The organism is Neisseria sp. P0020.S003 (assembly GCF_051957095.1).
Classification (GTDB): Bacteria; Pseudomonadota; Gammaproteobacteria; order Burkholderiales; family Neisseriaceae; genus Neisseria; species Neisseria subflava.
This window is the reverse complement of record NZ_JBQCWU010000022.1, coordinates 1-22,190: the sequence shown is the minus strand read 5'-3', so window position 1 is coordinate 22,190 and position 22,190 is coordinate 1. Positions and strand designations below refer to the sequence as shown.

The following is a 22,190-nucleotide window of genomic DNA, read 5'->3' as shown; positions in this document are numbered from 1 at the left end:
TATTCTGTTAGAGCCTATATAAGCGCAAATGTGGATAACTCAATAGCCATTTTCTCAATTAATTAAAAATTTTTACTATATTATTGTTTTATAAAATTTTATTTTTATAATTTTATGTGTATAACTTTTATTATCCATTTACCCTTTACTCAAAAGGCCGTCTGAAAAATCAAGAATAATCAGGTATAATCGGCACCATATTTATTTTCAGACGGCCTTTGTGCCGAAGGATACTTTCATGAGCAAAAAACGAGTTTTAACAGGCGTTACCACAACAGGTATTCCACACTTGGGCAACTATGTCGGTGCCATCCGCCCGGCTATCCGTGCAGCGCAAGATTCCAATACCGAATCATTCCTCTTTTTGGCCGACTATCACGGCATCATCAAATGTCATGAGCCGGAAATGATTCATCAATCTACTCAAGCTGTTGCCGCCACATGGCTCGCCTGCGGACTCAATCCGGAACAGACCACTTTCTACCGTCAAAGCGACATTCCCGAAGTAATGGAGTTGAACTGGATTCTGACCTGTATTACCGCAAAAGGTCTGATGAACCGCGCCCACGCTTACAAAGCCGCAGTACAGGCAAATACTGAAAACGGTCAGGAAGATCCGGATCACGGCGTGGAAATGGGCCTGTACAGCTACCCTATCCTCATGACTGCCGACATCCTTATGTTCAACGCCCATGAAGTACCAGTCGGTCGCGACCAAATCCAACACGTTGAAATGGCTCGTGATATTGCCGGTCGCTTCAACCACCGCTTCCAAGAACTCTTCACCCTGCCAGAAGTAAAAATCGACGAAAATGTCGAACTCTTGGTCGGCTTGGACGGACGCAAAATGTCCAAGTCCTACGGCAACACCATTCCGCTTTGGGAAAACGACAAGAAAACCCAAAAATCGGTCAACAAAATCATCACCAATATGAAAGAACCCGGCGAGCCGAAACAGCCTGATGAAAGTCCTCTATTTGAAATCTACAAAGCCTTCTCCACGCCGTCTGAAACTGCCGAGTTCACGCAAATGCTGGCCGAAGGCCTTGCTTGGGGTGAGGCCAAGAAACTCTTGGGCGCAAAAATCAATGCCGAACTCGCAGAGCCGCGCGAGCGCTACAATGAATTGACCGCCAAACCCTCTCAAATTGAAGACATTTTGCAGTCCGGCGCACAAAAAGCACGTAAAGAAGCACGCGAATTGTTGGATAAAGTACGCGATGCAGTAGGTATTCGTCCGTTGAAATAATAGCAAGGCCGTCTGAAAATTTCAGACGGCCATAATATCGTTTATTATTTGAAATATAATCGTTTTTCTAGGGTTTCTTATATGAAAAAAACCTTTCCCCTTATCTTGCTCAGCCTTTCATTGGCTGCCTGCGGCGGTAAATCTGAAGATAATGCAGCCAATGATGCTGCTTCAGGCAAAGCGCCAAAGCCTACCTTCAAAGTTAAATATATCGATGAACAAGCCATAGCCGGTTTGGATTTGGGTACAGCTCAAGAAGGCGAAACCAAAGAAGGTAAAAAACAACGCACCTATCCGATTAACGGCATAGAGGGTGGCGTCATCAATCTGATTGGCAAGCACCCTACCGACTTAGAAGTCATCAGCGGCCAATGCATGGAAAAAAATGAAAAAGGCATTTCAGCCGGCTGGTCAGCCAACGGAGTCTGCCACACTACCTTTGCAAAAATGGTGGATAATATTGCCCAAGACGGCAGCAAACTGACCGACTATCTGATTTCACACGCTGCTTTACAGCCTTATACCGAAGGCAAAAGCGGTTATGCTGCCGTACAAAACGGCCGCTATATTTTAGAAATTGACAGCGAAGGCATGTTCTATTTCCGCCGCCGTCATTACTAAACTCCTGACCATCCTATTTTCCCCCTGACACAAGGACTGAATCATGGCCCAAGTTACTTTCCAAGGCTCTCCTATTTCTACAAACGGCAATTTGCCTGCCATCGGCCAGGTTGCACCTGATTTCACATTGGTAGCGGCAGACCTATCTGAGAAATCATTGGCTGACTTTGCAGGCAAACGCAAAGTGCTGAATATTTTCCCTAGTATTGACACCGGCGTATGCGCCCAGTCCGTCCGCACTTTCAACAAACGTGCCTCTTCTTTGGATAATACCGTCGTTTTGTGCATTTCTGCCGATTTACCGTTTGCACAAGCCCGTTTCTGCGGTGCAGAAGGTTTGGAAAATGTAGTGACACTTTCTACATTCCGCAGCAGCTTTTCTAACGATTACGGTGTTACACTGACAGAAAGCCCATTACGCGGCCTGACTGCCCGTGCAGTGGTGGTTTTGAACGAGCAAAACCAAGTTCTCCACGCTGAGTTGGTTTCTGAAATTGCGAACGAGCCTGACTACGAAGCTGCTTTGGCTGTTTTGTAATTGACTCAATAAAATCAGGCCGTCTGAAGCTTTTCAGACGGCCTTTTGCTTATCTTCAAAATAAAAACGGTAGCTTAAAAGCTACCGTTTTCTGTTTCAAGCCTTATACAGATTTATCTGTTTTGTCTGCTTCTACTGACTCAGTATTCTGAACCTCATTTTGCTCAACAGGTTCAACAGCTTCAGCAACAGGCGCTTCAGGCTCTTCTACTTTGTCATCACGGACATTGTGGCTGTAATCTTTAGGCGGACTAGGCTGTTTACCGGCCATAATTTCCAAAACTTGGTCTCGATCGATGGTTTCCCAATCCATCAGTGCCTTGCACATGGTTTCCATCTTATCGCGATTTTCATCCAAGATTTTGTAAGCCACTTGGTATTGCTCATCCAAAATACGGCGGATTTCCGCATCGATATCTTGTTGGGTTTTCTCGGAAATATTTTGAGAACGGGTTACGCTGCGACCCAAGAATACCTCACCTTCGTTCTCAGCATAAACCATCACCCCCATTTTGTCGCTCATACCATAACGCGTTACCATCTCGCGTGCCATTTGAGTTGCACGCTCAAAGTCGTTAGATGCGCCGGTAGAAATACGGCCGACAAAAATATCTTCAGCAATACGGCCACCAAACAAGATTGAGAGCTGGCTCAACATTTGGTCTTTGTACATGCTGATACGGTCACGCTCAGGCAGTTGCCAAGTCAAACCCAATGCGCGGCCACGAGGCATAATGGTTACTTTGTGAACCGGATCGGTAAACGGCAGGCTTTCCGCTACGATTGCATGGCCGGCCTCATGATAGGCTGTCGCACGTTTTTCATCTTCGTGCATCACCATGCTGCGACGCTCCGGACCCATGTAGATTTTGTCTTTTGCATCTTCAAAGTCGCTTTGATCGACTTTCACTTTATTGCGACGACCAGCAAACAAAGCTGCTTCATTGACCAAGTTTGCCAAATCCGCACCTGAAAAACCAGGTGTACCGCGTGCTAAAGAAGTCAAATCTACGGATGCATCCAAAGGTACTTTTTTAGCGTGTACTTTCAAGATTTGCTCACGGCCACGGATATCAGGCAATGGAACAACGACTTGGCGGTCAAAACGGCCCGGACGCTGCAACGCAGGGTCAAGTACATCAGGACGGTTGGTTGCTGCGATCACAATAACAGTTTGGTTGCTTTCAAAACCATCCATTTCAACCAACAATTGGTTCAATGTTTGCTCACGCTCATCATTGCCACCGCCCAAACCGGCACCACGCTGACGGCCGACAGCATCAATTTCATCAATAAAGATGATACATGGCGCATTTTTCTTAGCCTGCTCGAACATATCGCGGACACGGCTCGCACCGACACCGACAAACATTTCTACGAAGTCAGAACCTGAAATACTGAAGAATGGCACACCGGCCTCACCAGCAATCGCTTTGGCCAGCAATGTTTTACCCGTACCAGGGCTACCGGCCAACAAAATACCGCGCGGTACACGACCACCCAGGCTTTGGTAACGGTTAGGCGATTTCAAGTAATCCACGATTTCTTGTACTTCTTCTTTTGCCTCATCACAACCGGCAACATCGGCAAAAGTAACTTTATTGGAATCTTTGTCCAACAAACGTGCACGGCTCTTACCAAAAGAGAATGCTCCGCCTTTACTGCCACCGCCGCTTTGCATGCGCATGAAGTAGAACCATGCACCGATCAACAACAAAACAGGCAGCAGGCTGTAAAACAGACTAGCCAGCATGCTTGGTTTTTCTTCCGGAGTCACTTTGACGCGTACTTTGTTGTCCAACAGTGTTTTAACCAAGTTGTCATCCAAAGGCGCATTGGTATAGAAGGCAGTTTTATCGGTGCGCTCACCTTTAATCAGATAGCCGCTGACAACAGATCCTTCAATATTGACATTGGATACTTCGCCACTATTAACTTGCTGAATAAATTGAGAATATTCGATTTGCTGTTTATCTTCCTGCTTATCGCTGAGTGCATTGAATGCTGCTAAAAGCATAGCACCACCCACTACCCAGACTAATATGTTTTTAATGGTATTCCCCACTGAACAGGCTCCATGGTTACAAAATAAATAAAATCAAGGGAAAGAATTTTAAAGCACCCACCCTACATTGTCAGCGTTTATTTTTACCTAATAGGTAAATCTCACTGGAACGATTGCGGGAAGCATCCGGCTTTCGGGTTTGTACACTGGCAAAAATTTCACGCATAGCCGCCGTATACTCTTGATAACCCGCGCCTTGAAACACCTTCACCAAAAAACTGCCTCCGGTTTTCAAATGCTGGGAGGCAAAATCCAAAGCCAGTTCACACAAATAAAAACTGCGTGCCTGGTCGGTTACGGCATTGCCTGACATATTGGGTGCCATATCACAGATTACAAGGTCTAACGGACGATTATCCAATAAGGCTTCAAACTGCTCCAAAACAGCATCTTCCCTAAAGTCACCCTGAATAAACGACACACCTTCAATAGCATCCATTGGCAAAATATCCAAAGCGAACACTGCCCCTGTTTTACCGACCAGCTTGGCCGCAACTTGTGACCAACTTCCCGGCGCACTGCCCAAATCCGCCAAAACTGTACCTGGCTTGATTAATTTGTCTTTCTGATTGATTTCCAATAATTTATAAGCCGCTCTGGCACGATATCCGTCCTTTTGTGCCATATGGACATAATGATCGTTGACGTGCTCATGCAGCCATGCTTTTGAAGATTTTGAGCGTACAGCCATCTTGATTTGAAATGCTTAAGTTAAAATCAGCATTGTACGTTATTTCCCCCGTAAATGTTCTAAATCGCGTACAATATAGCCATTATTCTTTTTAATTGGATACTTATTAATATGAGCGACAACAAATTAAGCACCAAAGAAATTTTGGCCTTGAAAGCCCAAGCACACCACCTCCACCCTGTCGTTATGGTTGGCCAACAAGGCTTGACCGACTCGGTCATCAAAGAAACCGATGCCGCATTGACAGCACACGAATTGATTAAAGTCCGTGTTTTTGGCGATGATCGTGCTGAACGTATTGAAATTTGTGATGCCCTGTGTGAAACACTGGGTGCCCAACTGGTGCAACATATTGGTAAATTACTTGTTTTGTGGCGTAAAAAACCGGACGATGAATAATTTAAACTGAATAAACAGCAGAAGTATTTTCTCAACCCACTTTATCACACCCTTCTGTTGTATTTATGCAGCATAAAACAAATTATTCCATTATTCTAAGTATAAAAATACAAATCCGGTTGTCTGTTTTTGTAAATAACCTCAAAATTACAAAATCATAACGGCCGCACCTTGTCGGCCGATAATTTTATTCTTAATCCTTCACAAAATATAAAAGCAAACCGATGAATGCTCAACAATATGAAGAATCTTTTCTGCTAGCAGAAAAATTAATCACTCAAAACCCACCTGACTTTGCACGAGCCATTCCATTGCTCTACGAAGCAGCAGAAGCCGGGCATATTGAGGCTGCATTTCAGCTGGCAGGATGCCTGATCGAACACCATGAAAATGAGCAAGATTTAGTAATTGCAGTTGAATATTTAAAACAAGCTGCAAGAGCTGGTCATCCATATGCCCGCTATAATCTTCTCCAGTTACAAGAAAATAATGGAATAGAAGTAGAAAAGCTCATTGCAACCTATCAAGAGCTTGCCGAAGAAGGATTAGCCCCTGCACAACTACGCCTGATGCGTTTATATGCAGATAACGGCAATGACCAAGAAGCAGTCAAATGGGCATTAAAAGCCGCCGAACAGCAAAATCCTCAGGCACAATACTTCTTAGCCCAATATTACCAATATTCCAGCTCTCCTGATTTGGAATATTCCCATAAACTTTATCAGCAATCCGCTGCACAGGGATTTATTGCGGCACACTGGCAACTCGGTCTTCAATACAAATTGGGGCAAGGTGTTGCACAAAACCCTGAAAAAGCAATCGAACATTTGCGTATTGCCGCCGATTACGACATTGTTCCAGCGCAAACTTCTCTTGCAGAACTCTTAGCCGCATCAAATCCTACTGAAGCATTGGAATGGTTTGAAAAAGCTGCCGAACAAGGTGACAGCAACGCGCATGTAGCACTTGCCGAAATCTATCTATTGGGCAAAAACACCGAACGAGACCCTCAAAAGGCCTATCAGCACGCTAAATTTGCTGCGGATCAAAATGATCCGGAAGGCTTGCGTCTTTTAGGTGATATCCATCGCTACGGATTGGGACGAGCCGTTGATGCGGACACTGCGCGTCAATATTATCAACGCTCGGCTGATTTAGGTAATCTTGTCGCTTACCAAAAACTTCTGTCTGACAGCGCATTGAATAACCAGCAAAACTATGAGCTGACGAAAGAAATCGCCCTCCAACGTCAGGAAGCTGAACGTTTGTATAAGCTGGCATTTGCAGCGCACTATGGCTTAAAACGCCAACAGAATTACGCTGAAGCACTGGATCTATACCATCAGTCCGCAGAACGTGGACACAGTAAATCCCAAACTAACCTTGGCATGATGTATTACAGCGGACAAGGTGTACCTGTCGACTATGCCCAAGCTGCAAAATGGTTTGAAGCAGCGGCCAAACAAAGAGACACGATGGCTCAATATAATCTTGCCTGTCTGTATTATCACGGCATGGGTGTAGAAAAAGACATCAACAATGCTTGTTTCTGGTTGCAAGAAGCCATCCAACATGGACATGAACAGCAAGATGTTCTCGAAGAGCTTTTGGCTCAATGGAAGCAATTCGCTCAAAAGACCTCTGCCGCTTAAAGGCCGTCTGAAATTCTAACTTCCTACATAAATGACATGTCAGCGCTAAAATAGCCTGTACATGTCATTTTTTTCATTTACCCTTCCTCTACAATCGCCATCTTCAAATCCCATTTCTCCTTAATCTCTTTAGAGTCTTCAGACGGCCTATTCTCTTTGTAAAAAAACAGATAATCTAAATTTAATTTTCTATTTACAACAAAATTTGAAAAATATTTTTCGTATTCGAATCTATTTACTCAAATATCTGATACCTTTTACTGAATCCACTCAATATCTCGATTTAAAAACAAGCTCCATAACTCTTTTAAAAAGTCTTAATTTCAACCTCTACATCCTATCAATATCTACAGCATGATTTGCCAGTTTGCCCAATTACTGATAGCATTTGCAGGTTAGCTGGTTCGCAAAAAGTTCAATTCTTTCTAATTTTTCATCAACGGTTATAACGTATTGAAAATATTTCAGTAATTAAAGCTTTTTTCGAATTTGACTCTAGGAATTTTCGTTTTTAACTCACATATGTTCGCAAACGAAAATATCGGAGTAATACTCCGTCATTGAAAAACACTCAACACAAGGATAGATATTATGTCCACCCAATTACACGATGTTGACCCAATTGAAACCAAAGAATGGTTAGACGCGTTAAGCTCTGTTTTAGAATATGAAGGCAGCGAGCGCGCCCAGTATCTGCTGGAAAGTTTGGTCAAATACAGCCGTGACAAAGGCATCCGTATGCCTCACGGCACCACTACTCCATACTTGAACACCGTTTCCGTTGAAGATGAAAAAGGCATCCCTGGCGACCAAAACATCGAACACCGCATCCGTGCATTCGTTCGTTGGAACGCTGCCGCTATCGTTTTGCGCGCGGGTAAAAAAGATTTGGAATTGGGTGGACACATTGCATCTTTCCAATCAGCCGCCACTATGTACGAAGTCGGCTTCAACCACTTCTGGAAAGCTAAAGGCGAAGGCGAAGAAGGCGATTTGGTATTCTTCCAAGGCCACGTTGCTCCTGGTATCTACGCACGCGCTTTTGTTGAAGGCCGTCTGACTGAAGACCAGCTGAACAACTTCCGTCAAGAAGTTGACGGCAAAGGTCTGCCTTCTTACCCTCACCCTCACCTGTTGCCTGACTTCTGGCAATTCCCAACCGTATCTATGGGTCTTGGCCCATTGATGGCAATTTACCAAGCACGCTTCCTGAAATACTTGGAATCTCGCGGTCTGGCTAAAACCAAAGGCCGTAAAGTATGGGTATTCTGTGGCGACGGCGAAATGGACGAACCTGAAAGCCAAGGTGCTATTGCTCTGGCTTCACGCGAAGGCTTGGACAACTTGGTATTCGTTATCAACTGTAACCTGCAACGTTTGGACGGCCCAGTACGCGGTAACGGCAAAATCATTCAAGAGCTGGAAGGCAACTTTGCCGGCGCCGGCTGGAATGTTGTGAAAGTCATCTGGGGTCGTCGCTGGGACCGCCTCTTGGCAAAAGACAAAGATGGTATCCTGCGCAAACGTATGGAAGAGTGCTTGGACGGTGACTACCAAACTTACAAATCCAAAGACGGTGCATACGTTCGCGAACACTTCTTCAATACGCCTGAACTGAAAGCATTAGTCGCCGATATGACTGATGACGAAATTTGGGCATTGAACCGTGGTGGTCATGACCCTCAAAAAGTGTACAACGCTTACGACCGCGCTGTGAACCACGCAGACGGTAAACCTACTGTAATCTTGGCGAAAACCATTAAAGGTTACGGTATGGGTGCATCCGGCGAAGGTCAAAACGTTGCCCACCAAGCCAAAAAAATGGACAAAGCGTCTCTGAAACAATTCCGTGACCGCTTTGACATTCCGGTAACTGACGAGCAAATCGACAGTGGCGACCTGCCTTACCTGACTTTTGCTCCTGACAGCGAAGAATACAAATACCTGCACGCACGCCGTGAATCTTTGGGCGGTTACCTGCCTAAACGCAACCCTACCCAAGACGTTCTGGAAGTGCCTGAGTTGTCAGCATTTGATGCCCAACTGAAATCCAGTGGTGACCGTGAATTCTCAACCACCATGGCTTTCGTACGCATCCTGTCTACTCTGCTGAAAGACAAAAAAATCGGCAAACGCGTTGTACCTATCGTTCCTGACGAAAGCCGTACTTTCGGTATGGAAGGTATGTTCCGCCAATATGGTATTTGGAACCCTAAAGGTCAACAATACACCCCTCAAGATAAAGACCAACTGATGTTCTATAAAGAGTCTGTTGACGGTCAAATCTTGCAAGAAGGTATTAACGAGCCAGGCGCAATGGCTGACTGGATCGCGGCTGCAACCAGCTACGCCAACAACAACTTTGCGATGATTCCTTTCTACATTTACTACTCTATGTTCGGTTTCCAACGTGTCGGCGATTTGGCATGGGCTGCCGGCGATATGCACGCACGCGGCTTCCTGTTGGGTGGTACTGCCGGCCGTACAACGCTGAACGGTGAAGGTCTGCAACACGAAGACGGCCACAGCCATATTCAAGCAGATTTGATTCCAAACTGCGTTTCTTACGACCCGACATTCCAATACGAAGTAGCCGTTATCGTTCAAGACGGTCTGCGCCGTATGTATGCCAATAACGAAGACGTGTTCTACTACATCACCCTGATGAACGAGAACTACGCTCACCCGGATATGCCTGAAGGCGCAGAAGAAAACATCCTGAAAGGTATGTACCTGCTGAAAGCCGGCGGCAAAGGCGACAAGAAAGTTCAATTGATGGGTTCTGGTACCATTCTGCAAGAAGTCATTGCCGGTGCTGAATTGTTGAAAGCCGACTTCGGCGTAGAAGCAGACATCTGGTCTTGCCCATCTTTCAACCTGTTGCATCGCGACGCTATCGAAGCAGAACGCTTCAACCGCCTGAATCCTTTGGAAACTGCAAAAGTACCGTTTGTTACTTCTCAACTGCAAGGTCATGACGGCCCAGTAATTGCCGCTACCGACTATATCCGCAGCTATGCTGACCGCATCCGTGCCTACATCCCTAACGACTACCACGTCTTAGGCACTGACGGCTTCGGTCGCTCCGACAGCCGTGCCAACCTGCGCAGCTTCTTTGAAGTTGACCGCTACAACGTTGCCGTTGCTGCATTGAGCGCATTGGCAGAGCAAGGCAAAGTCAGCAAAGAAACCGTTCAACAAGCCATTGAAAAATATGGTATCAAAGCCGATTCAGCTCCTAGCTGGAAACGCTAATCGATATTTCAGGCGGCCTGCTTGCTTCATTCAGACATCAGGTCGTCTGAAAACCGAATGCTTGAATGGTTTAAACAAACAAACTGTACCGATGCCGTGTGAAACAGTTTTCAGACGGCATCAAACTGAAAAATATTGAAGGAACTCAAATGAGTATTGTAGAAATCAAAGTCCCTGATATCGGCGGCCATGAAAACGTCGACATCATCGCCGTAGAAGTTAAAGTAGGCGACACTATTGCCGTTGACGACACCCTGATTACGTTGGAAACCGACAAAGCCACTATGGATGTACCTGCTGATGCAGCCGGCGTCGTGAAAGAAGTTAAAGTTAAAGTGGGCGATAAAATCTCTGAAGGCGGCGTGATTCTGACCGTTGACACCGGTGCTGCCGCTGCTGATGCCGCTCCGGCTCCTGCAGCAGAAGCTCCTGCTGCTCCAGTTGCTGCGCCTGCAGCCGCTCCTGCCGGTGGCGCTACCGTACAAGTTGTTGTACCTGATATCGGCGGCCACTCTGACGTAGATGTTATTGCCGTTGAAGTTAAAGTCGGCGACACTGTTGCCGTTGACGACACCCTGATTACTTTGGAAACCGACAAAGCCACCATGGACGTACCATGTACCGAAGCCGGTGTGGTTAAAGCCGTATTCCTGAAAGTTGGCGACAAAGTATCCGAAGGCTCCGCCATTATCGAAGTAGAAACTGCCGGCTCTGCTGCAGCAGCTCCAGCTCCTGTCGCTCAAGCTGCCGCACCTGCACCAGCTGCCGCTCCGGCTCCTGCTGCACCAGCCGCTGCGCCTGCACCTACTACTCCTGCGCCTACTGCTGCCAAAATCGACGAAGCTGCATTTGCAAAAGCGCATGCAGGTCCTTCTGCCCGTAAACTGGCGCGCGAATTGGGCGTAGATTTGGGTCAAGTCAAAGGTACCGGTCTGAAAGGCCGTATCATGGGCGAAGACGTTAAAGCCTTCGTTAAATCCGTTATGCAAAGCGGTGCAGGCAAACCTGCAGCTGCCTCTTTGGGCGGTGGTCTGGACTTGTTGCCATGGCCTAAAGTGGACTTCTCTAAATTCGGCAGCATCGAAGTTAAAGAACTGTCTCGTATTAAGAAAATCTCCGGTCAAAACCTGTCTCGCAACTGGGTTGTGATTCCTCACGTTACCGTACACGAAGAAGCGGACATGACCGAATTGGAGGAATTCCGCAAACAGCTGAACAAAGAATGGGAACGCGAAGGCGTGAAACTGTCCCCATTGGCGTTCATCATTAAAGCCTCTGTTGCTGCGCTGAAAGCCTTCCCTGAATTCAACGCCTCTCTGGATGGCGACAACTTGGTGCTGAAAAACTACTTCAATATCGGTTTCGCTGCCGACACGCCAAACGGCTTGGTTGTTCCAGTCATCAAAGACGTAGATCAAAAAGGCTTGAAACAAATCAGCCAAGAGCTGACCGAATTGTCTAAAAAAGCCCGCGAAGGCAAGCTCAAACCTCAAGAAATGCAAGGCGCATGCTTTACCATTTCCAGCTTGGGCGGTATCGGCGGTACAGGCTTCACGCCAATCGTGAATGCTCCTGAAGTTGCTATCTTGGGCGTGTGCAAATCCCAAATCAAACCGGTTTGGAACGGCAAAGAGTTCGCTCCTCGCCTGATGTGTCCGTTGAGCCTGTCCTTTGACCACCGTGTCATCGACGGTGCCGCCGGTATGCGCTTCACCGTATTCCTGGCTAACCTGTTGAAAGACTTCCGCCGCATTACTCTGTAATCCGAGCATTTTCAGACGGCCTGAATAGACAGGCCGTCTGAAAAAAGAAGTCCGAACATCATTCAGAAAGATTAGACATGAGCTTAGTTGAATTGAAAGTGCCCGACATTGGCGGTCACGAAAATGTAGATATTATTGCGGTTGAAGTAAATGTGGGCGATACCATTGCTGTGGACGATACCCTGATTACTTTGGAAACCGATAAAGCGACTATGGACGTACCTGCCGAAGTTGCAGGCGTAGTCAAAGAGGTTAAAGTTAAAGTCGGCGACAAAATCTCCGAAGGCGGTTTGATTGTTGTCGTTGAGGCCGAAGGTGCAGCTGCTGCTCCTAAAGCCGAAGCACCTGCCGCTCCTGCACAAGAAGCGCCTAAAGCAGCCGCTCCTGCTCCTCAAGCTGCTCAATTCGGCGGTTCTGCCGATGCCGAATACGACGTAGTCGTATTGGGTGGCGGCCCTGGTGGTTATTCTGCTGCATTTGCCGCCGCTGACGAAGGCTTGAAAGTTGCCATCGTTGAACGTTACAAAACTTTGGGCGGCGTTTGCTTGAACGTCGGCTGTATCCCTTCCAAAGCGCTGTTGCACAACGCTGCCGTAATCGATGAAGTACGTCACTTGGCTGCCAACGGTATCAAATACCCAGAGCCTGAACTCGACATCGACATGCTTCGTGCCTACAAAGACGGCGTGGTTTCCCGCCTGACCACCGGTTTGGCAGGCATGGCCAAAGGCCGTAAAGTGGACGTTATCCAAGGCGACGGCCAATTCTTAGATCCGCACCACTTGGAAGTGTCGCTGACCACCGGCGACGTGTACGAGCAAGCGACTCCTACCGGCGAGAAAAAAATCGTTGCCTTCAAAAACTGTATCATTGCAGCAGGCAGCCGCGTAACCAAACTGCCTTTCATTCCTGAAGATCCACGCATCATCGATTCCAGCGGCGCTTTGGCTCTGAAAGAAGTACCGGGCAAACTGCTGATCATCGGCGGCGGTATTATCGGCCTTGAAATGGGTACGGTTTACAGCACTCTGGGTTCTCGCCTGGATGTTGTTGAAATGATGGACGGCCTGATGCAAGGCGCAGACCGCGACTTGGTTAAAGTATGGCAAAAACAAAACGAATACCGTTTTGACAACATCATGATCAACACCAAAACCGTTGCTGTCGAACCTAAAGAAGACGGCGTTTACGTTACCTTCGAAGGTGCAAATGCGCCTAAAGAGCCACAACGTTACGATGCCGTATTGGTTGCCGCAGGTCGTGCGCCTAACGGCAAACTCATCAGCGCTGAAAAAGCAGGCGTTGCCGTAACTGACCGCGGCTTCATCGAAGTGGACAAACAAATGCGCACCAACGTGCCGCACATCTACGCTATCGGCGACATCGTCGGTCAACCGATGTTGGCGCATAAAGCCGTTCACGAAGGCCACGTTGCCGCTGAAAACTGTGCCGGCCACAAAGCCTACTTCGACGCGCGCGTTATTCCAGGCGTTGCCTACACCTCTCCTGAAGTGGCATGGGTTGGCGAAACCGAGTTGTCTGCCAAAGCTTCCGGCCGCAAAATCACCAAAGCCAACTTCCCATGGGCTGCTTCCGGCCGTGCGATTGCCAACGGTTGCGACAATGGTTTCACCAAGCTGATTTTTGATGCTGAAACCGGCCGCATCATCGGTGGCGGTATCGTTGGCCCTAACGGCGGCGATATGATCGGCGAAATCTGCTTGGCCATCGAAATGGGCTGTGATGCAGCCGATATCGGTAAAACCATCCACCCACACCCAACCCTCGGCGAATCCATCGGTATGGCTGCGGAAGTGGCATTGGGCGTATGTACCGACCTGCCGGCTCAGAAAAAGAAATAAGTTCACTCAAATAAAATTTGAACGAACTTGATGGAACAAAGGCCGTCTGAATGTTTCAGACGGCCTTTTCGCAAATAAGGAGACTCAATATGAAAAAAATCGAAGCTATTATCAAACCTTTCAAACTCGACGATGTACGCGAAATCCTGACTGAAATCGGTATTACCGGCATGACTGTCAGCGAAGTCAAAGGTTTCGGCCGCCAAAAAGGCCATACGGAAATTTATCGCGGCGCGGAATACGCAGTCGATTTTCTGCCTAAAGTAAAAATTGAATTGGTATTGGCTGACGACAAAGTCGATCAGGCTGTAGACGCCATTTTAGAAACCGCGCATTCCGGCAAAATCGGTGATGGTAAAATCTTTATTTATCCCGTTGAAGAAGCGATCCGTATTCGTACCGGAGAACGCTCAGAAGCAGCACTTTAATAGAAATCGTAAAATACAGAAGACAAATGCCGTCTGAAAATAAGTCGTAGCGTGGTTTGCTCAGAACTTATTTTTCAGACGGCATTATTTTCACAATTACAGCCACAACTTTTCTAAGACATCAAACCATCACTGCCAGCCTGAATAAACATAGAAACCATAGATAATAAAAATGCCGCTTATCAAACAAGCAGCATTTTATGTATCCGTTTTCTATGATTGACTTAGGTTCAATCTACCAAAAATCTCACATTATCAAGCATTAAGAAATTCGAGCAGATTTTTCCGCCTACTTTCAGAGCATTGACGAATATGTTGACTTTCTCTTGTTGCGCTTGAGTATGGCTTGCCGTATACAACCAGCCTTCCGGCGTGATTGTGTAGTTGATGCCCAAGCCGCCTACTGAAGTCGGTGCAAAAGCAAAATTTACTACCGTACTGTTGTCGCCTACGGTTGGATCGGCATTGTGGGGCAAACTCATTCCGCCAGCAGCGTGGAGAATGTGCTGGACAGCCGCCCCGAATCCATCCGCAAGCAAGTGGACGAATCCTTACGCAATCTGCAAACCGACTACATCGACCTGTATTACCAGCATCGCATTGACCCGAATGTACCCGCCGAGGCGGTAGCGGAAGTAATGGGCGAATTGATTAAGGCAGGCAAAATCCATCATTGGGGCGTGTCCAACACGCCGATTGAGTATATGGCCGCCGCCCACGCCGTTACGCCCATTACCGCCACGGAGAACCAATATTCCATGGTGTTCCGCGCCCCCGAAAAAGCATTGTTTGCTTTTTGCGAAGCTAACCATATCGGCTTTGTGGCATACAGCCCGCTGGGGAACAGCTTTTTAAGCGGCCGTTTTAACGCGCAGACCCAATACGCCAAAGGCGATTTCCGCCGCACGATGAAGCGTTTTTCGGCGGATGTGATGACGAAAAACCAGTCTGTGTTGGACTTGCTGCACGAGCTCGCCGCCGCCAAATCCGCCACCGCCGCGCACATCGTGTTGGCGTGGGAACTGGCGCAAAAGCCCTTTATCGTACCGATTCCGGGCACCACCAAAAAACACCGCTTGGCGGAAAACCTCGGCGCACTGCGAATCCGCCTGACTGCGGACAAATTGCACGCCATTAACCAAAACTGGGCAAAATGGACATTGACGAGAGCTATTTTTAAGCTGCCCAGTCAATGGTACTTGTCGGTAAAAACTGTTATTCCTCACTAAGTTATTCATCACAACCGGAGGGCTTATGCCTGTCGGAGAGAAAAAAGTCGGGCTGCACGAGCTGTTTTATGATTTGGTGTTTGTATATGCTTTGTCCCGCACCACCGAGCTGGTGCACCACGCCGACGAAGCCGATTACGTCACGTTTCTGATTTCGCTGGTGATTCTGTTTACCGTTTGGTTATACCAGAGCATTTACATCAACCGCTTCGGCGACAACTCTTGGCGGGATCGGCTGTTTTTGTTTGCCGATATGTTTTTGCTGCTGTTTTTGTCCAATGCGGTGGGCAGCGACTGGCTGGCGAATTTTGTGCCGTTTAATCTTGCGCTGGGGCTACTGGTCGGCAGTGTCTGCCTGCAATATCTGTTGCAGCTTGCCCGCCACGCTTCCCCCGAACAACGCCGCAGAATCAAGCTGGTGGCGGGATTGCGCGGATTGACGGCGGCGATGGTGCTCGGTTCGCTGTTGTTTCCCGCCCATATCGGACAGTGGGTTGCGCTGGGCGGTTTCGGTTTGGGTTGGATTTTGCCCACCTTTGTCAGCCACAAGCAACCTGCGGTGAATTTTCCGCATCTACTCGAACGCCTAAACGGGCTGGTGATTATTTTTTTCGGCGAAACCGTGATCGACATCGCCCCTTATTTCCACGTGGCGAAGTTTGAAATCGGCGCACTGCCCGTGATTGTGATTCTGTTTGCGATGTTTACGGTTTATGTGATGCAGTTTTCCTATTTTATCGACGAACACAAAGCGCAAAACTCGGGCGCATTGCCCTCGTACAGCCATTATGCCGTACTGATCGGCATCGCTTTGGTAACGGTGGCACTGGCTTGGCTGCACCAAAACAGCACCGCTACCGCTGAGTCCGTCCGAATGCTGTGGCTCGGTTTGGGCGTGTTTTATCTCGGGGGTGCCGCCAACACGCCGTACAACAAGCCCGAACACCGCCGACCGCAACGGCTTTGGATTTTTCAGACGACCTTATTCGTTATCGACGCAGGGCTGGCCGCCGTTTTACCGCCGCAGCCCCTTGTTATCTTAACCACAACGGCATTGATGACCGCTGCGATTGCCATGGCAACAGTGTATTTTGAACGTCGCACCCGACAACTTTCACAAACAAACCAGAACCACGAAACCTAAGAACAGGATAACGGTCAACGGTTTGGTTGCGAAAGACAGAGGCAGCATATTGAGCAGGTAATAGAATGTACCTTCGTAGTCGCCTTTATTGACAATTTCTGCCAAGCGTCCAGTACCTTCAACAGTATCAAGCAGGCTGAAGCCGGAGAATACGGAGAACCAAATCACGAGGAAGCCGACTGGTACTATAATGGATGCCAGCACGAATTCACGCAAAGTACGGCGTTTGGAAATTTTCGCTAAGAACACGCCCACAAATGGTGCCCAAGTAATCCACCATACCCAGTAAGCCATTAGACCAATCGCGGTTGTGGAACAAGTACAGCTCGAAAGAATGGTGAACGGTTTGAGTAAGGATATTACCGATAGAGACAACCAAGTTGCTGAGGAAGTAGTGAGTCGGGTCAACCAAGAAAACAAACACCAGCATGAGCAAAGACAGAACTACAGTCATATCGCCCAGCCATTTCATACCTTTTTCAATCGGCAACACAGCGCCCAAAGTATAAATATTTCAGTAGCAACTATAACCTAAAAATTCCCTATTAAGATTCAATCCTCCCTATCTCTCCCCTATTCTTATTGCCGCTTTACTTTTCAGACGACCCCTTTATCCAAACTCCGTTATAATGACGGCTTTAAAATTAATTCATTCCCAAGACGGTCTTATCATGAAACACATCCACATTATCGGTATCGGCGGTACATTTATGGGCGGCGTAGCGGCTATTGCCAAAGAAGCAGGTTTTAAAGTCAGCGGTTGCGACGCGAAGATGTATCCGCCGATGAGCACCCAGCTTGAAGCCTTAGGTATAGGCGTACACGAAGGTTTTGATGCCGCTCAATTAGACGAATTTAAAGCCGATATTTACGTTATCGGCAATGTTGCCAAACGCGGCATGGATGTGGTTGAAGCGATTTTGAACCGCGGCCTGCCTTATATTTCCGGCCCGCAATGGCTGTCGGAAAACGTGTTGCACCATCATTGGGTACTCGGCGTAGCCGGAACACACGGCAAAACGACTACCGCCTCTATGCTGGCATGGGTCTTGGAATATGCCGGACTCGCGCCAGGCTTCCTCATCGGCGGCGTACCGGAAAACTTCAGCGTTTCCGCCCGCCTGCCGCAAACGCCGCGCCAAGATCCTAATTCAAAATCCCCATTCTTCGTTATCGAAGCCGACGAATACGACACTGCCTTTTTTGACAAACGCTCCAAATTCGTACATTACCGTCCGCGTACCGCCATTTTAAACAATCTGGAATTCGACCATGCCGACATCTTCGCCGATTTGGGCGCGATACAGACCCAGTTCCACCATCTCGTGCGCACCGTGCCGTCTGAAGGCTTAATCGTCTGCAACGGACAGCAGCAAAGTCTGCAAGACACTTTGGACAAAGGCTGCTGGACGCCGGTGGAAAAATTCGGCACCGAACACGGCTGGCAGGTCGGCGGAGTCAATGTCGACGGCTCGTTTGACGTGTTACTTGACGGCAAAAAAGCCGGACACGTCGCATGGGATTTGATGGGCGGACACAACCGCATGAACGCGCTTGCCGTCATCGCCGCCGCGCGTCATGCCGGAGTCGATATTCAGACGGCCTGCGAAGCTTTGAGTGCATTTAAAAACGTCAAACGCCGTATGGAAATTAAAGGCACGGTAAACGGCATCACCGTTTACGACGACTTCGCCCACCACCCGACCGCCATCGAAACCACCATCGAAGGCCTGCGCCAACGCGTCGGAAACGCCCGCATCCTCGCCGTCCTCGAGCCGCGTTCCAACACCATGAAACTCGGCACCATGAAAGCTGCCCTGCCCGCAAGCTTAAACGATGCAGACCAAGTATTCTGCTACGCCGGCGGTGTGAACTGGGACGTTGCCGAGGCACTCGCGCCTTTGGGCGGCAAGCTGCACGTCGGCAAAGACTTCGATACCTTTGTTGCTGAAATTGTGAAAAATGCCGAAGCAGGCGACCATATTTTGATCATGAGCAACGGCGGATTCGGCGGAATACACGGAAAGCTGTTGGAAGCGTTGAAATAAGAGTTTGTTGAAAGTTTTAAATGATTGAGGCCGTCTGAAAACCGGAATTTGGTTTTCAGACGGCCTTTTTGTTGTGGATTGAGACTTTTGCAAAATACCTTTTTACCCGGTGGCCAAAATCCAAACACAAATTCCCAAATCCCTAAATACCTTGGTAGAAATTTAGGGATTTGGGAATTTTGTAAAAGATATTGGATATTTTATTTTTAAATCATAAGCTTAATGGATAAATGCTTTGCTTCATTCTTGCACGAACCGGCATTCAATCGGACAACTGCCGTTTCAAAAACCAATCGCCGAACGGCCAGTCCACGCTGTCGAGCAGATTTTTGGTAATCAGCCCCAGTTCGGTATCGCCTTCAATTTGCAGTTTGCGGTTGAAAAACAAAGTATCCGGATCTTCCTCGCGCATCATCATGCGCATAAAGTCGATACCGTTGGCGGCAAGGCGCAAATCGGGCGTGCCGAAGAAGTCCGCATCGATAAATTTTTCGGCATTGGCGGTGAAACGCACCTTGATGCCCGCGTCCAATACGTCGATTTCAAAGGTGCGGCCGTCAAACAGGCTCATGTCGGCGGGCAGCAATCCGCGTTTGAGCATGGTGTTGAGGGCAAAAACCAAAGCGAAGCGCGGCGGCCTGCCCGGCAGTTTGCCGCCGATTTTTCCCGCCCATGCGGGCAATACGATTTCAGGCAACGCCATAATATTCCTCCTTCACGGCTTCGATACCCGGCTGGCCGTGCCAATAGCCGTCCACCAGCGTGCCGGTAGTCAGTCTTTCCAATTCGGGCAGCGCGTCCGCCAGGGCGGCTTTGCCGTCCAATACATCGCGGTGGATACGGATGATTTCCGCCATACCGTGCATTTGCGGCGACAGGCGCAGCATGTTCACGCCGATTTGCCGCAAATCCTCATGGTGCGGCAGCAGGTTTTGGCAGCCGTAAGACATGGTTTGGATGCCGTTGATGGTTAAAAACGGCTTGCCCTCACGGGTATTCATGTCCATACCTTGCTCGTAATCCAAGCAGCGGAATTCGCAGCCGTCTTTGTTCAGGTTGTAATGTCGCGCGGTAAAGCAGCGTGAAGAGTACGCCAAAGGCATTTTGCCCCAAGCAAACAATTCCGTTTCGATGTCGTCTGAAGCCTTGATAATTTCAGCAACTTTGTCGCGGCTCAACTCGGACGGCGCAATCCAGCGGTATGCGCCAAGTTTCTGAAACAATGCCAGCGTACTTTCATTGTAAATGTTCAGGCTGGCGCCGGCGACAAACGGAATACCGTGTTCGCGCGCCAATTTGACCGCGCCCATATCGTTGGCTTCGACTTTGAATTTGTCCTGCCCCGTGATTTTACGCAGGCGTTTCAAATCGGATTCGCTTTCCAGCAGCACCTGCGACGACAAAATAATCTCTTTGCCGCTTTCCGCCAAATCTTCCGCCAGGCTGACCCAGTCGGCAAAACGCATTTTCTGGCGACGCGAACACACCACTTCGCCCAGATAAATGGTGTCCACCGGCGCATCCAGCATGGCGGTGTAAAATTCCAGCAGGGCTTCCTTCTGCCAGAAAAACAAGACCGGCCCCAGCGATAGTTTCATCGGATTCATTTTCCCTCCCCCTTATTTCCACGGACGGCTGTATGCGCCCAAGGTTGTCTGATGACCTTCCGAAACCTTGCTCAGCGCGTTGTTCCACACCGGATTGACTTTGAAATGAGCCGGATCGGCAGCGGCCGCGTCCAAAGCCTGCCGCAGCGATTTGGTAACCTGCGCCGTGTACATCGGGCTGCGCTGGCGGCCTTCGATTTTGATGGCGGATACACCAATTTTGATGAGTTCGGGCAGCATTTCCAAAACATTCAGACTGGTCGGCTCTTCCAGTGCGTAATAGGTTTCGTCGTTCACCTCGAAACGGCCTTTACACAAGGTCGGATAGCCTGCCGGTTCGTCCGGCTTGTACTGGTCGATTAATACTTGGTTCAGCCGCACGTTCATGCGGTCGGGCAGCTGCTCCCAGCGCACGGCCTTCGCCGGCGAACACACGCCTTGCATATTCGGCGATTCACCCGTCGCATAACTCGACAAAATGCAGCGCCCTTCTACCATCACACACAAACTGCCGAAACCGAACACTTCGATTTCTACATCCGTATTGTCAATCACATGCTTGACCTGATCGACCGTTAAAACGCGCGGCAACACGGCACGGCGGACGCCGAACAGTTCCTTCATCATATTGATGGCTTCGTAATTGGTCGCCGAACCCTGCACCGACATGTGCAGCCTCAAATTAGGATGACGCTCGGCGGCATAAGCCATAATCGCAGGGTCGGCAACGATTATCGCGTCCGCCCCCAGTTGCACCGCCGTATCGACAGCCCGATGCCACCGCTCGATTTGCCCTGCCTGGGCAAAAGTATTGATTGCCATCAACACATTGCGGCCGCGCGCATGGGCGTAAGCTACCCCTTCCTGCGCAGATTTCATATCGAAATTCAGTCCCGGAAAATTGCGCGCATTCGTCGCATCTTTCAGCCCCATATAAACTGTGTCAGCGCCATTGTCCACCGCCGTCTTCAAAGCAGGCAGATTACCGGCAGGACAAACCAACTCAGGGATTTTCGGCATTTTGCGTTCCTCGACTATTGTAGTTTGTTATTCGAAAATCAATATCTAATATGATTTCGGGTATTTTAGAGATTTGGACACAAGACATTATGATTTAAATCAACTGTGAAATCAGGTTTGGATAGCGTATGTTTTAGTTAACATAATTTAACCATATAAAATATCAAGTTAATCAGCGGGTTATCTTTTCTAGCTTGATAATATGAGAATAGTTATTATCTATTAAATTTATAGATTTTTACAATAAAAGGTCGTCTGAAACCTGTTTCAGACGACCTTTTATCATGTACCAATTTAAAATCTATATTTACGAAAAACGTTTTAGTAATACCCAAATAACACTCATCTATTATTTGTAGGAAAACGTTGCGTTGTTTACACCACAGGTTGAGAAAAATAAGCCTGCAAGACCTCAAACGGCGTATCGCCGTTCAAACTGCGGTGCGGCTTCACAGTGTTATAGAAATTAACAAAGTGGCACAACTCCTTTCACCGGTGTTCCGGACTGTCAAACAACTGTTTCTCATGCCACATCTCCATCAGGGTGCGGATAACCCGTTCCGCCTTACCGTTGGTCTGCGGACGGGCAACCCGGGTAAACTTTTGACCAATCCCGTTC

At 48.2% G+C, this 22,190-nt stretch carries 20 protein-coding genes and 1 pseudogene; 12 read left to right on the top strand and 9 right to left on the bottom strand.

Annotated elements, in window-relative coordinates; translation table 11 throughout:
• Positions 1-238 precede the first annotated feature (238 nt).
• From trpS to tpx, 3 genes are all read left to right on the top strand, one after another.
• Entirely contained in the window at positions 239-1,249 is a 1,011-nt protein-coding gene (trpS, locus tag ACTHTQ_RS10045; RefSeq protein ID WP_440363827.1) for a tryptophan--tRNA ligase, read from the top strand.
• Between the two features lie 81 nt (positions 1,250-1,330).
• Positions 1,331-1,870 carry a hypothetical protein gene (locus ACTHTQ_RS10040; protein ID WP_440363826.1) on the top strand — a complete coding sequence of 180 codons (540 nt, stop codon included), beginning with the start codon at positions 1,331-1,333 and terminating at the stop codon, positions 1,868-1,870.
• 43 nt (positions 1,871-1,913) lie between these two features.
• Positions 1,914-2,408 carry a thiol peroxidase gene (gene tpx, locus ACTHTQ_RS10035; RefSeq protein WP_003679194.1) on the top strand — a complete coding sequence of 165 codons (495 nt, stop codon included), beginning with the start codon at positions 1,914-1,916 and terminating at the stop codon, positions 2,406-2,408.
• Between the two features lie 103 nt (positions 2,409-2,511).
• On the opposite strand, the gene ftsH is transcribed toward tpx, so the two are convergent.
• Positions 2,512-4,473, bottom strand: a complete 1,962-nt coding sequence (ftsH, locus tag ACTHTQ_RS10030) for an ATP-dependent zinc metalloprotease FtsH (RefSeq protein WP_154953665.1) — start codon at positions 4,471-4,473, stop codon at positions 2,512-2,514.
• 70 nt (positions 4,474-4,543) lie between these two features.
• Positions 4,544-5,164 (bottom strand): RlmE family RNA methyltransferase, encoded by a 621-nt coding sequence (locus ACTHTQ_RS10025; RefSeq protein WP_004520613.1) that lies wholly within the window; start codon positions 5,162-5,164, stop codon positions 4,544-4,546.
• Between the two features lie 111 nt (positions 5,165-5,275).
• Here ACTHTQ_RS10025 and yhbY point away from each other — a divergent pair, with 111 nt between their 5' ends.
• From yhbY to ACTHTQ_RS09995, 6 genes are all read left to right on the top strand, one after another.
• Positions 5,276-5,563, top strand: a complete 288-nt coding sequence (gene yhbY, locus ACTHTQ_RS10020; RefSeq protein ID WP_070631077.1) for a ribosome assembly RNA-binding protein YhbY — start codon at positions 5,276-5,278, stop codon at positions 5,561-5,563.
• 224 nt (positions 5,564-5,787) lie between these two features.
• The gene (locus ACTHTQ_RS10015; RefSeq protein ID WP_440363825.1) at positions 5,788-7,215 is read left to right on the top strand and encodes a tetratricopeptide repeat protein; all 1,428 of its coding nucleotides are present in this window, start codon (positions 5,788-5,790) and stop codon (positions 7,213-7,215) included.
• Between the two features lie 591 nt (positions 7,216-7,806).
• Complete coding sequence (aceE, locus tag ACTHTQ_RS10010) at positions 7,807-10,470, top strand: pyruvate dehydrogenase (acetyl-transferring), homodimeric type (RefSeq protein WP_440363824.1); 2,664 nt, start codon at positions 7,807-7,809, stop codon at positions 10,468-10,470.
• 149 nt (positions 10,471-10,619) lie between these two features.
• Positions 10,620-12,233: a dihydrolipoyllysine-residue acetyltransferase gene (gene aceF / locus ACTHTQ_RS10005; RefSeq protein WP_440363823.1), complete on the top strand. Its 1,614-nt coding sequence runs from the start codon at positions 10,620-10,622 to the stop codon at positions 12,231-12,233.
• Positions 12,234-12,310: 77 nt separating this feature from the next.
• On the top strand, positions 12,311-14,095 hold the full coding sequence (lpdA, locus tag ACTHTQ_RS10000) for a dihydrolipoyl dehydrogenase (protein WP_440363822.1): 1,785 nt from the start codon (positions 12,311-12,313) through the stop codon (positions 14,093-14,095).
• Positions 14,096-14,184: 89 nt separating this feature from the next.
• On the top strand, positions 14,185-14,523 hold the full coding sequence (locus ACTHTQ_RS09995; RefSeq protein ID WP_003683576.1) for a P-II family nitrogen regulator: 339 nt from the start codon (positions 14,185-14,187) through the stop codon (positions 14,521-14,523).
• A 230-nt stretch (positions 14,524-14,753) separates the two neighbouring features.
• Here the strand turns inward: ACTHTQ_RS09995 and ACTHTQ_RS09990 are convergent, their stop codons facing one another.
• Positions 14,754-15,005 (bottom strand): hypothetical protein, encoded by a 252-nt coding sequence (locus ACTHTQ_RS09990; RefSeq protein ID WP_440363821.1) that lies wholly within the window; start codon positions 15,003-15,005, stop codon positions 14,754-14,756.
• Between ACTHTQ_RS09990 and ACTHTQ_RS09985 the strand changes: the two genes are divergently transcribed.
• Positions 14,991-15,752 carry an aldo/keto reductase gene (locus ACTHTQ_RS09985; protein WP_440363820.1) on the top strand — a complete coding sequence of 254 codons (762 nt, stop codon included), beginning with the start codon at positions 14,991-14,993 and terminating at the stop codon, positions 15,750-15,752. The genes ACTHTQ_RS09990 and ACTHTQ_RS09985 overlap by 15 nt on opposite strands.
• A gap of 25 nt (positions 15,753-15,777) precedes the next feature.
• Positions 15,778-16,896, top strand: a complete 1,119-nt coding sequence (locus ACTHTQ_RS09980) for a low temperature requirement protein A (protein ID WP_440363819.1) — start codon at positions 15,778-15,780, stop codon at positions 16,894-16,896.
• On the opposite strand, the gene ACTHTQ_RS09975 is transcribed toward ACTHTQ_RS09980, so the two are convergent.
• Positions 16,867-17,190: a BCCT family transporter gene (locus tag ACTHTQ_RS09975; protein WP_440363818.1), complete on the bottom strand. Its 324-nt coding sequence runs from the start codon at positions 17,188-17,190 to the stop codon at positions 16,867-16,869. The genes ACTHTQ_RS09980 and ACTHTQ_RS09975 overlap by 30 nt on opposite strands.
• On the bottom strand, positions 17,105-17,386 hold the full coding sequence (locus tag ACTHTQ_RS09970) for a BCCT family transporter (protein WP_283120952.1): 282 nt from the start codon (positions 17,384-17,386) through the stop codon (positions 17,105-17,107). Before ACTHTQ_RS09970 ends, ACTHTQ_RS09975 begins: the two co-directional genes overlap by 86 nt.
• 181 nt (positions 17,387-17,567) lie before the next feature.
• Between ACTHTQ_RS09970 and mpl the strand changes: the two genes are divergently transcribed.
• The gene (gene mpl, locus ACTHTQ_RS09965; protein ID WP_250589887.1) at positions 17,568-18,944 is read left to right on the top strand and encodes a UDP-N-acetylmuramate:L-alanyl-gamma-D-glutamyl-meso-diaminopimelate ligase; all 1,377 of its coding nucleotides are present in this window, start codon (positions 17,568-17,570) and stop codon (positions 18,942-18,944) included.
• A 262-nt stretch (positions 18,945-19,206) separates the two neighbouring features.
• Here the strand turns inward: mpl and ubiT are convergent, their stop codons facing one another.
• The 4 genes and pseudogenes from ubiT to ACTHTQ_RS09945 all read right to left on the bottom strand — a co-directional run.
• Positions 19,207-19,647: a ubiquinone anaerobic biosynthesis accessory factor UbiT gene (gene ubiT / locus ACTHTQ_RS09960; RefSeq protein WP_003756427.1), complete on the bottom strand. Its 441-nt coding sequence runs from the start codon at positions 19,645-19,647 to the stop codon at positions 19,207-19,209.
• The gene (locus ACTHTQ_RS09955) at positions 19,634-20,551 is read right to left on the bottom strand and encodes a U32 family peptidase (protein ID WP_440363817.1); all 918 of its coding nucleotides are present in this window, start codon (positions 20,549-20,551) and stop codon (positions 19,634-19,636) included. The genes ubiT and ACTHTQ_RS09955 overlap by 14 nt, the downstream gene beginning before the upstream one ends.
• A gap of 12 nt (positions 20,552-20,563) precedes the next feature.
• Positions 20,564-21,571, bottom strand: coding sequence for a ubiquinone anaerobic biosynthesis protein UbiU (gene ubiU / locus ACTHTQ_RS09950; protein WP_040564456.1), 1,008 nt, complete (start codon positions 21,569-21,571; stop codon positions 20,564-20,566).
• Between the two features lie 349 nt (positions 21,572-21,920).
• Positions 21,921-22,190: pseudogene (locus tag ACTHTQ_RS09945) on the bottom strand (integrase core domain-containing protein); the annotation flags it as partial.

Coding starts and splice junctions, on each gene's coding strand:
- ACTHTQ_RS09980 (WP_440363819.1), top strand. CDS start 15,778: ATGCCTGTCGGAGAGAAAAAAGTCGGGCTGCACGAGCTGTTTTATGAT.
- aceE (WP_440363824.1), top strand. CDS start 7,807: ATGTCCACCCAATTACACGATGTTGACCCAATTGAAACCAAAGAATGG.
- ACTHTQ_RS09990 (WP_440363821.1), bottom strand. CDS start 15,005: ATGAGTTTGCCCCACAATGCCGATCCAACCGTAGGCGACAACAGTACG.
- yhbY (WP_070631077.1), top strand. CDS start 5,276: ATGAGCGACAACAAATTAAGCACCAAAGAAATTTTGGCCTTGAAAGCC.
- aceF (WP_440363823.1), top strand. CDS start 10,620: ATGAGTATTGTAGAAATCAAAGTCCCTGATATCGGCGGCCATGAAAAC.
- ACTHTQ_RS10015 (WP_440363825.1), top strand. CDS start 5,788: ATGAATGCTCAACAATATGAAGAATCTTTTCTGCTAGCAGAAAAATTA.
- ACTHTQ_RS09955 (WP_440363817.1), bottom strand. CDS start 20,551: ATGAATCCGATGAAACTATCGCTGGGGCCGGTCTTGTTTTTCTGGCAG.
- tpx (WP_003679194.1), top strand. CDS start 1,914: ATGGCCCAAGTTACTTTCCAAGGCTCTCCTATTTCTACAAACGGCAAT.
- ACTHTQ_RS09975 (WP_440363818.1), bottom strand. CDS start 17,190: ATGGCTTACTGGGTATGGTGGATTACTTGGGCACCATTTGTGGGCGTG.
- ubiU (WP_040564456.1), bottom strand. CDS start 21,571: ATGCCGAAAATCCCTGAGTTGGTTTGTCCTGCCGGTAATCTGCCTGCT.
- mpl (WP_250589887.1), top strand. CDS start 17,568: ATGAAACACATCCACATTATCGGTATCGGCGGTACATTTATGGGCGGC.
- ACTHTQ_RS10025 (WP_004520613.1), bottom strand. CDS start 5,164: ATGGCTGTACGCTCAAAATCTTCAAAAGCATGGCTGCATGAGCACGTC.
- ACTHTQ_RS09995 (WP_003683576.1), top strand. CDS start 14,185: ATGAAAAAAATCGAAGCTATTATCAAACCTTTCAAACTCGACGATGTA.
- trpS (WP_440363827.1), top strand. CDS start 239: ATGAGCAAAAAACGAGTTTTAACAGGCGTTACCACAACAGGTATTCCA.
- lpdA (WP_440363822.1), top strand. CDS start 12,311: ATGAGCTTAGTTGAATTGAAAGTGCCCGACATTGGCGGTCACGAAAAT.
- ubiT (WP_003756427.1), bottom strand. CDS start 19,647: ATGGCGTTGCCTGAAATCGTATTGCCCGCATGGGCGGGAAAAATCGGC.
- ACTHTQ_RS10040 (WP_440363826.1), top strand. CDS start 1,331: ATGAAAAAAACCTTTCCCCTTATCTTGCTCAGCCTTTCATTGGCTGCC.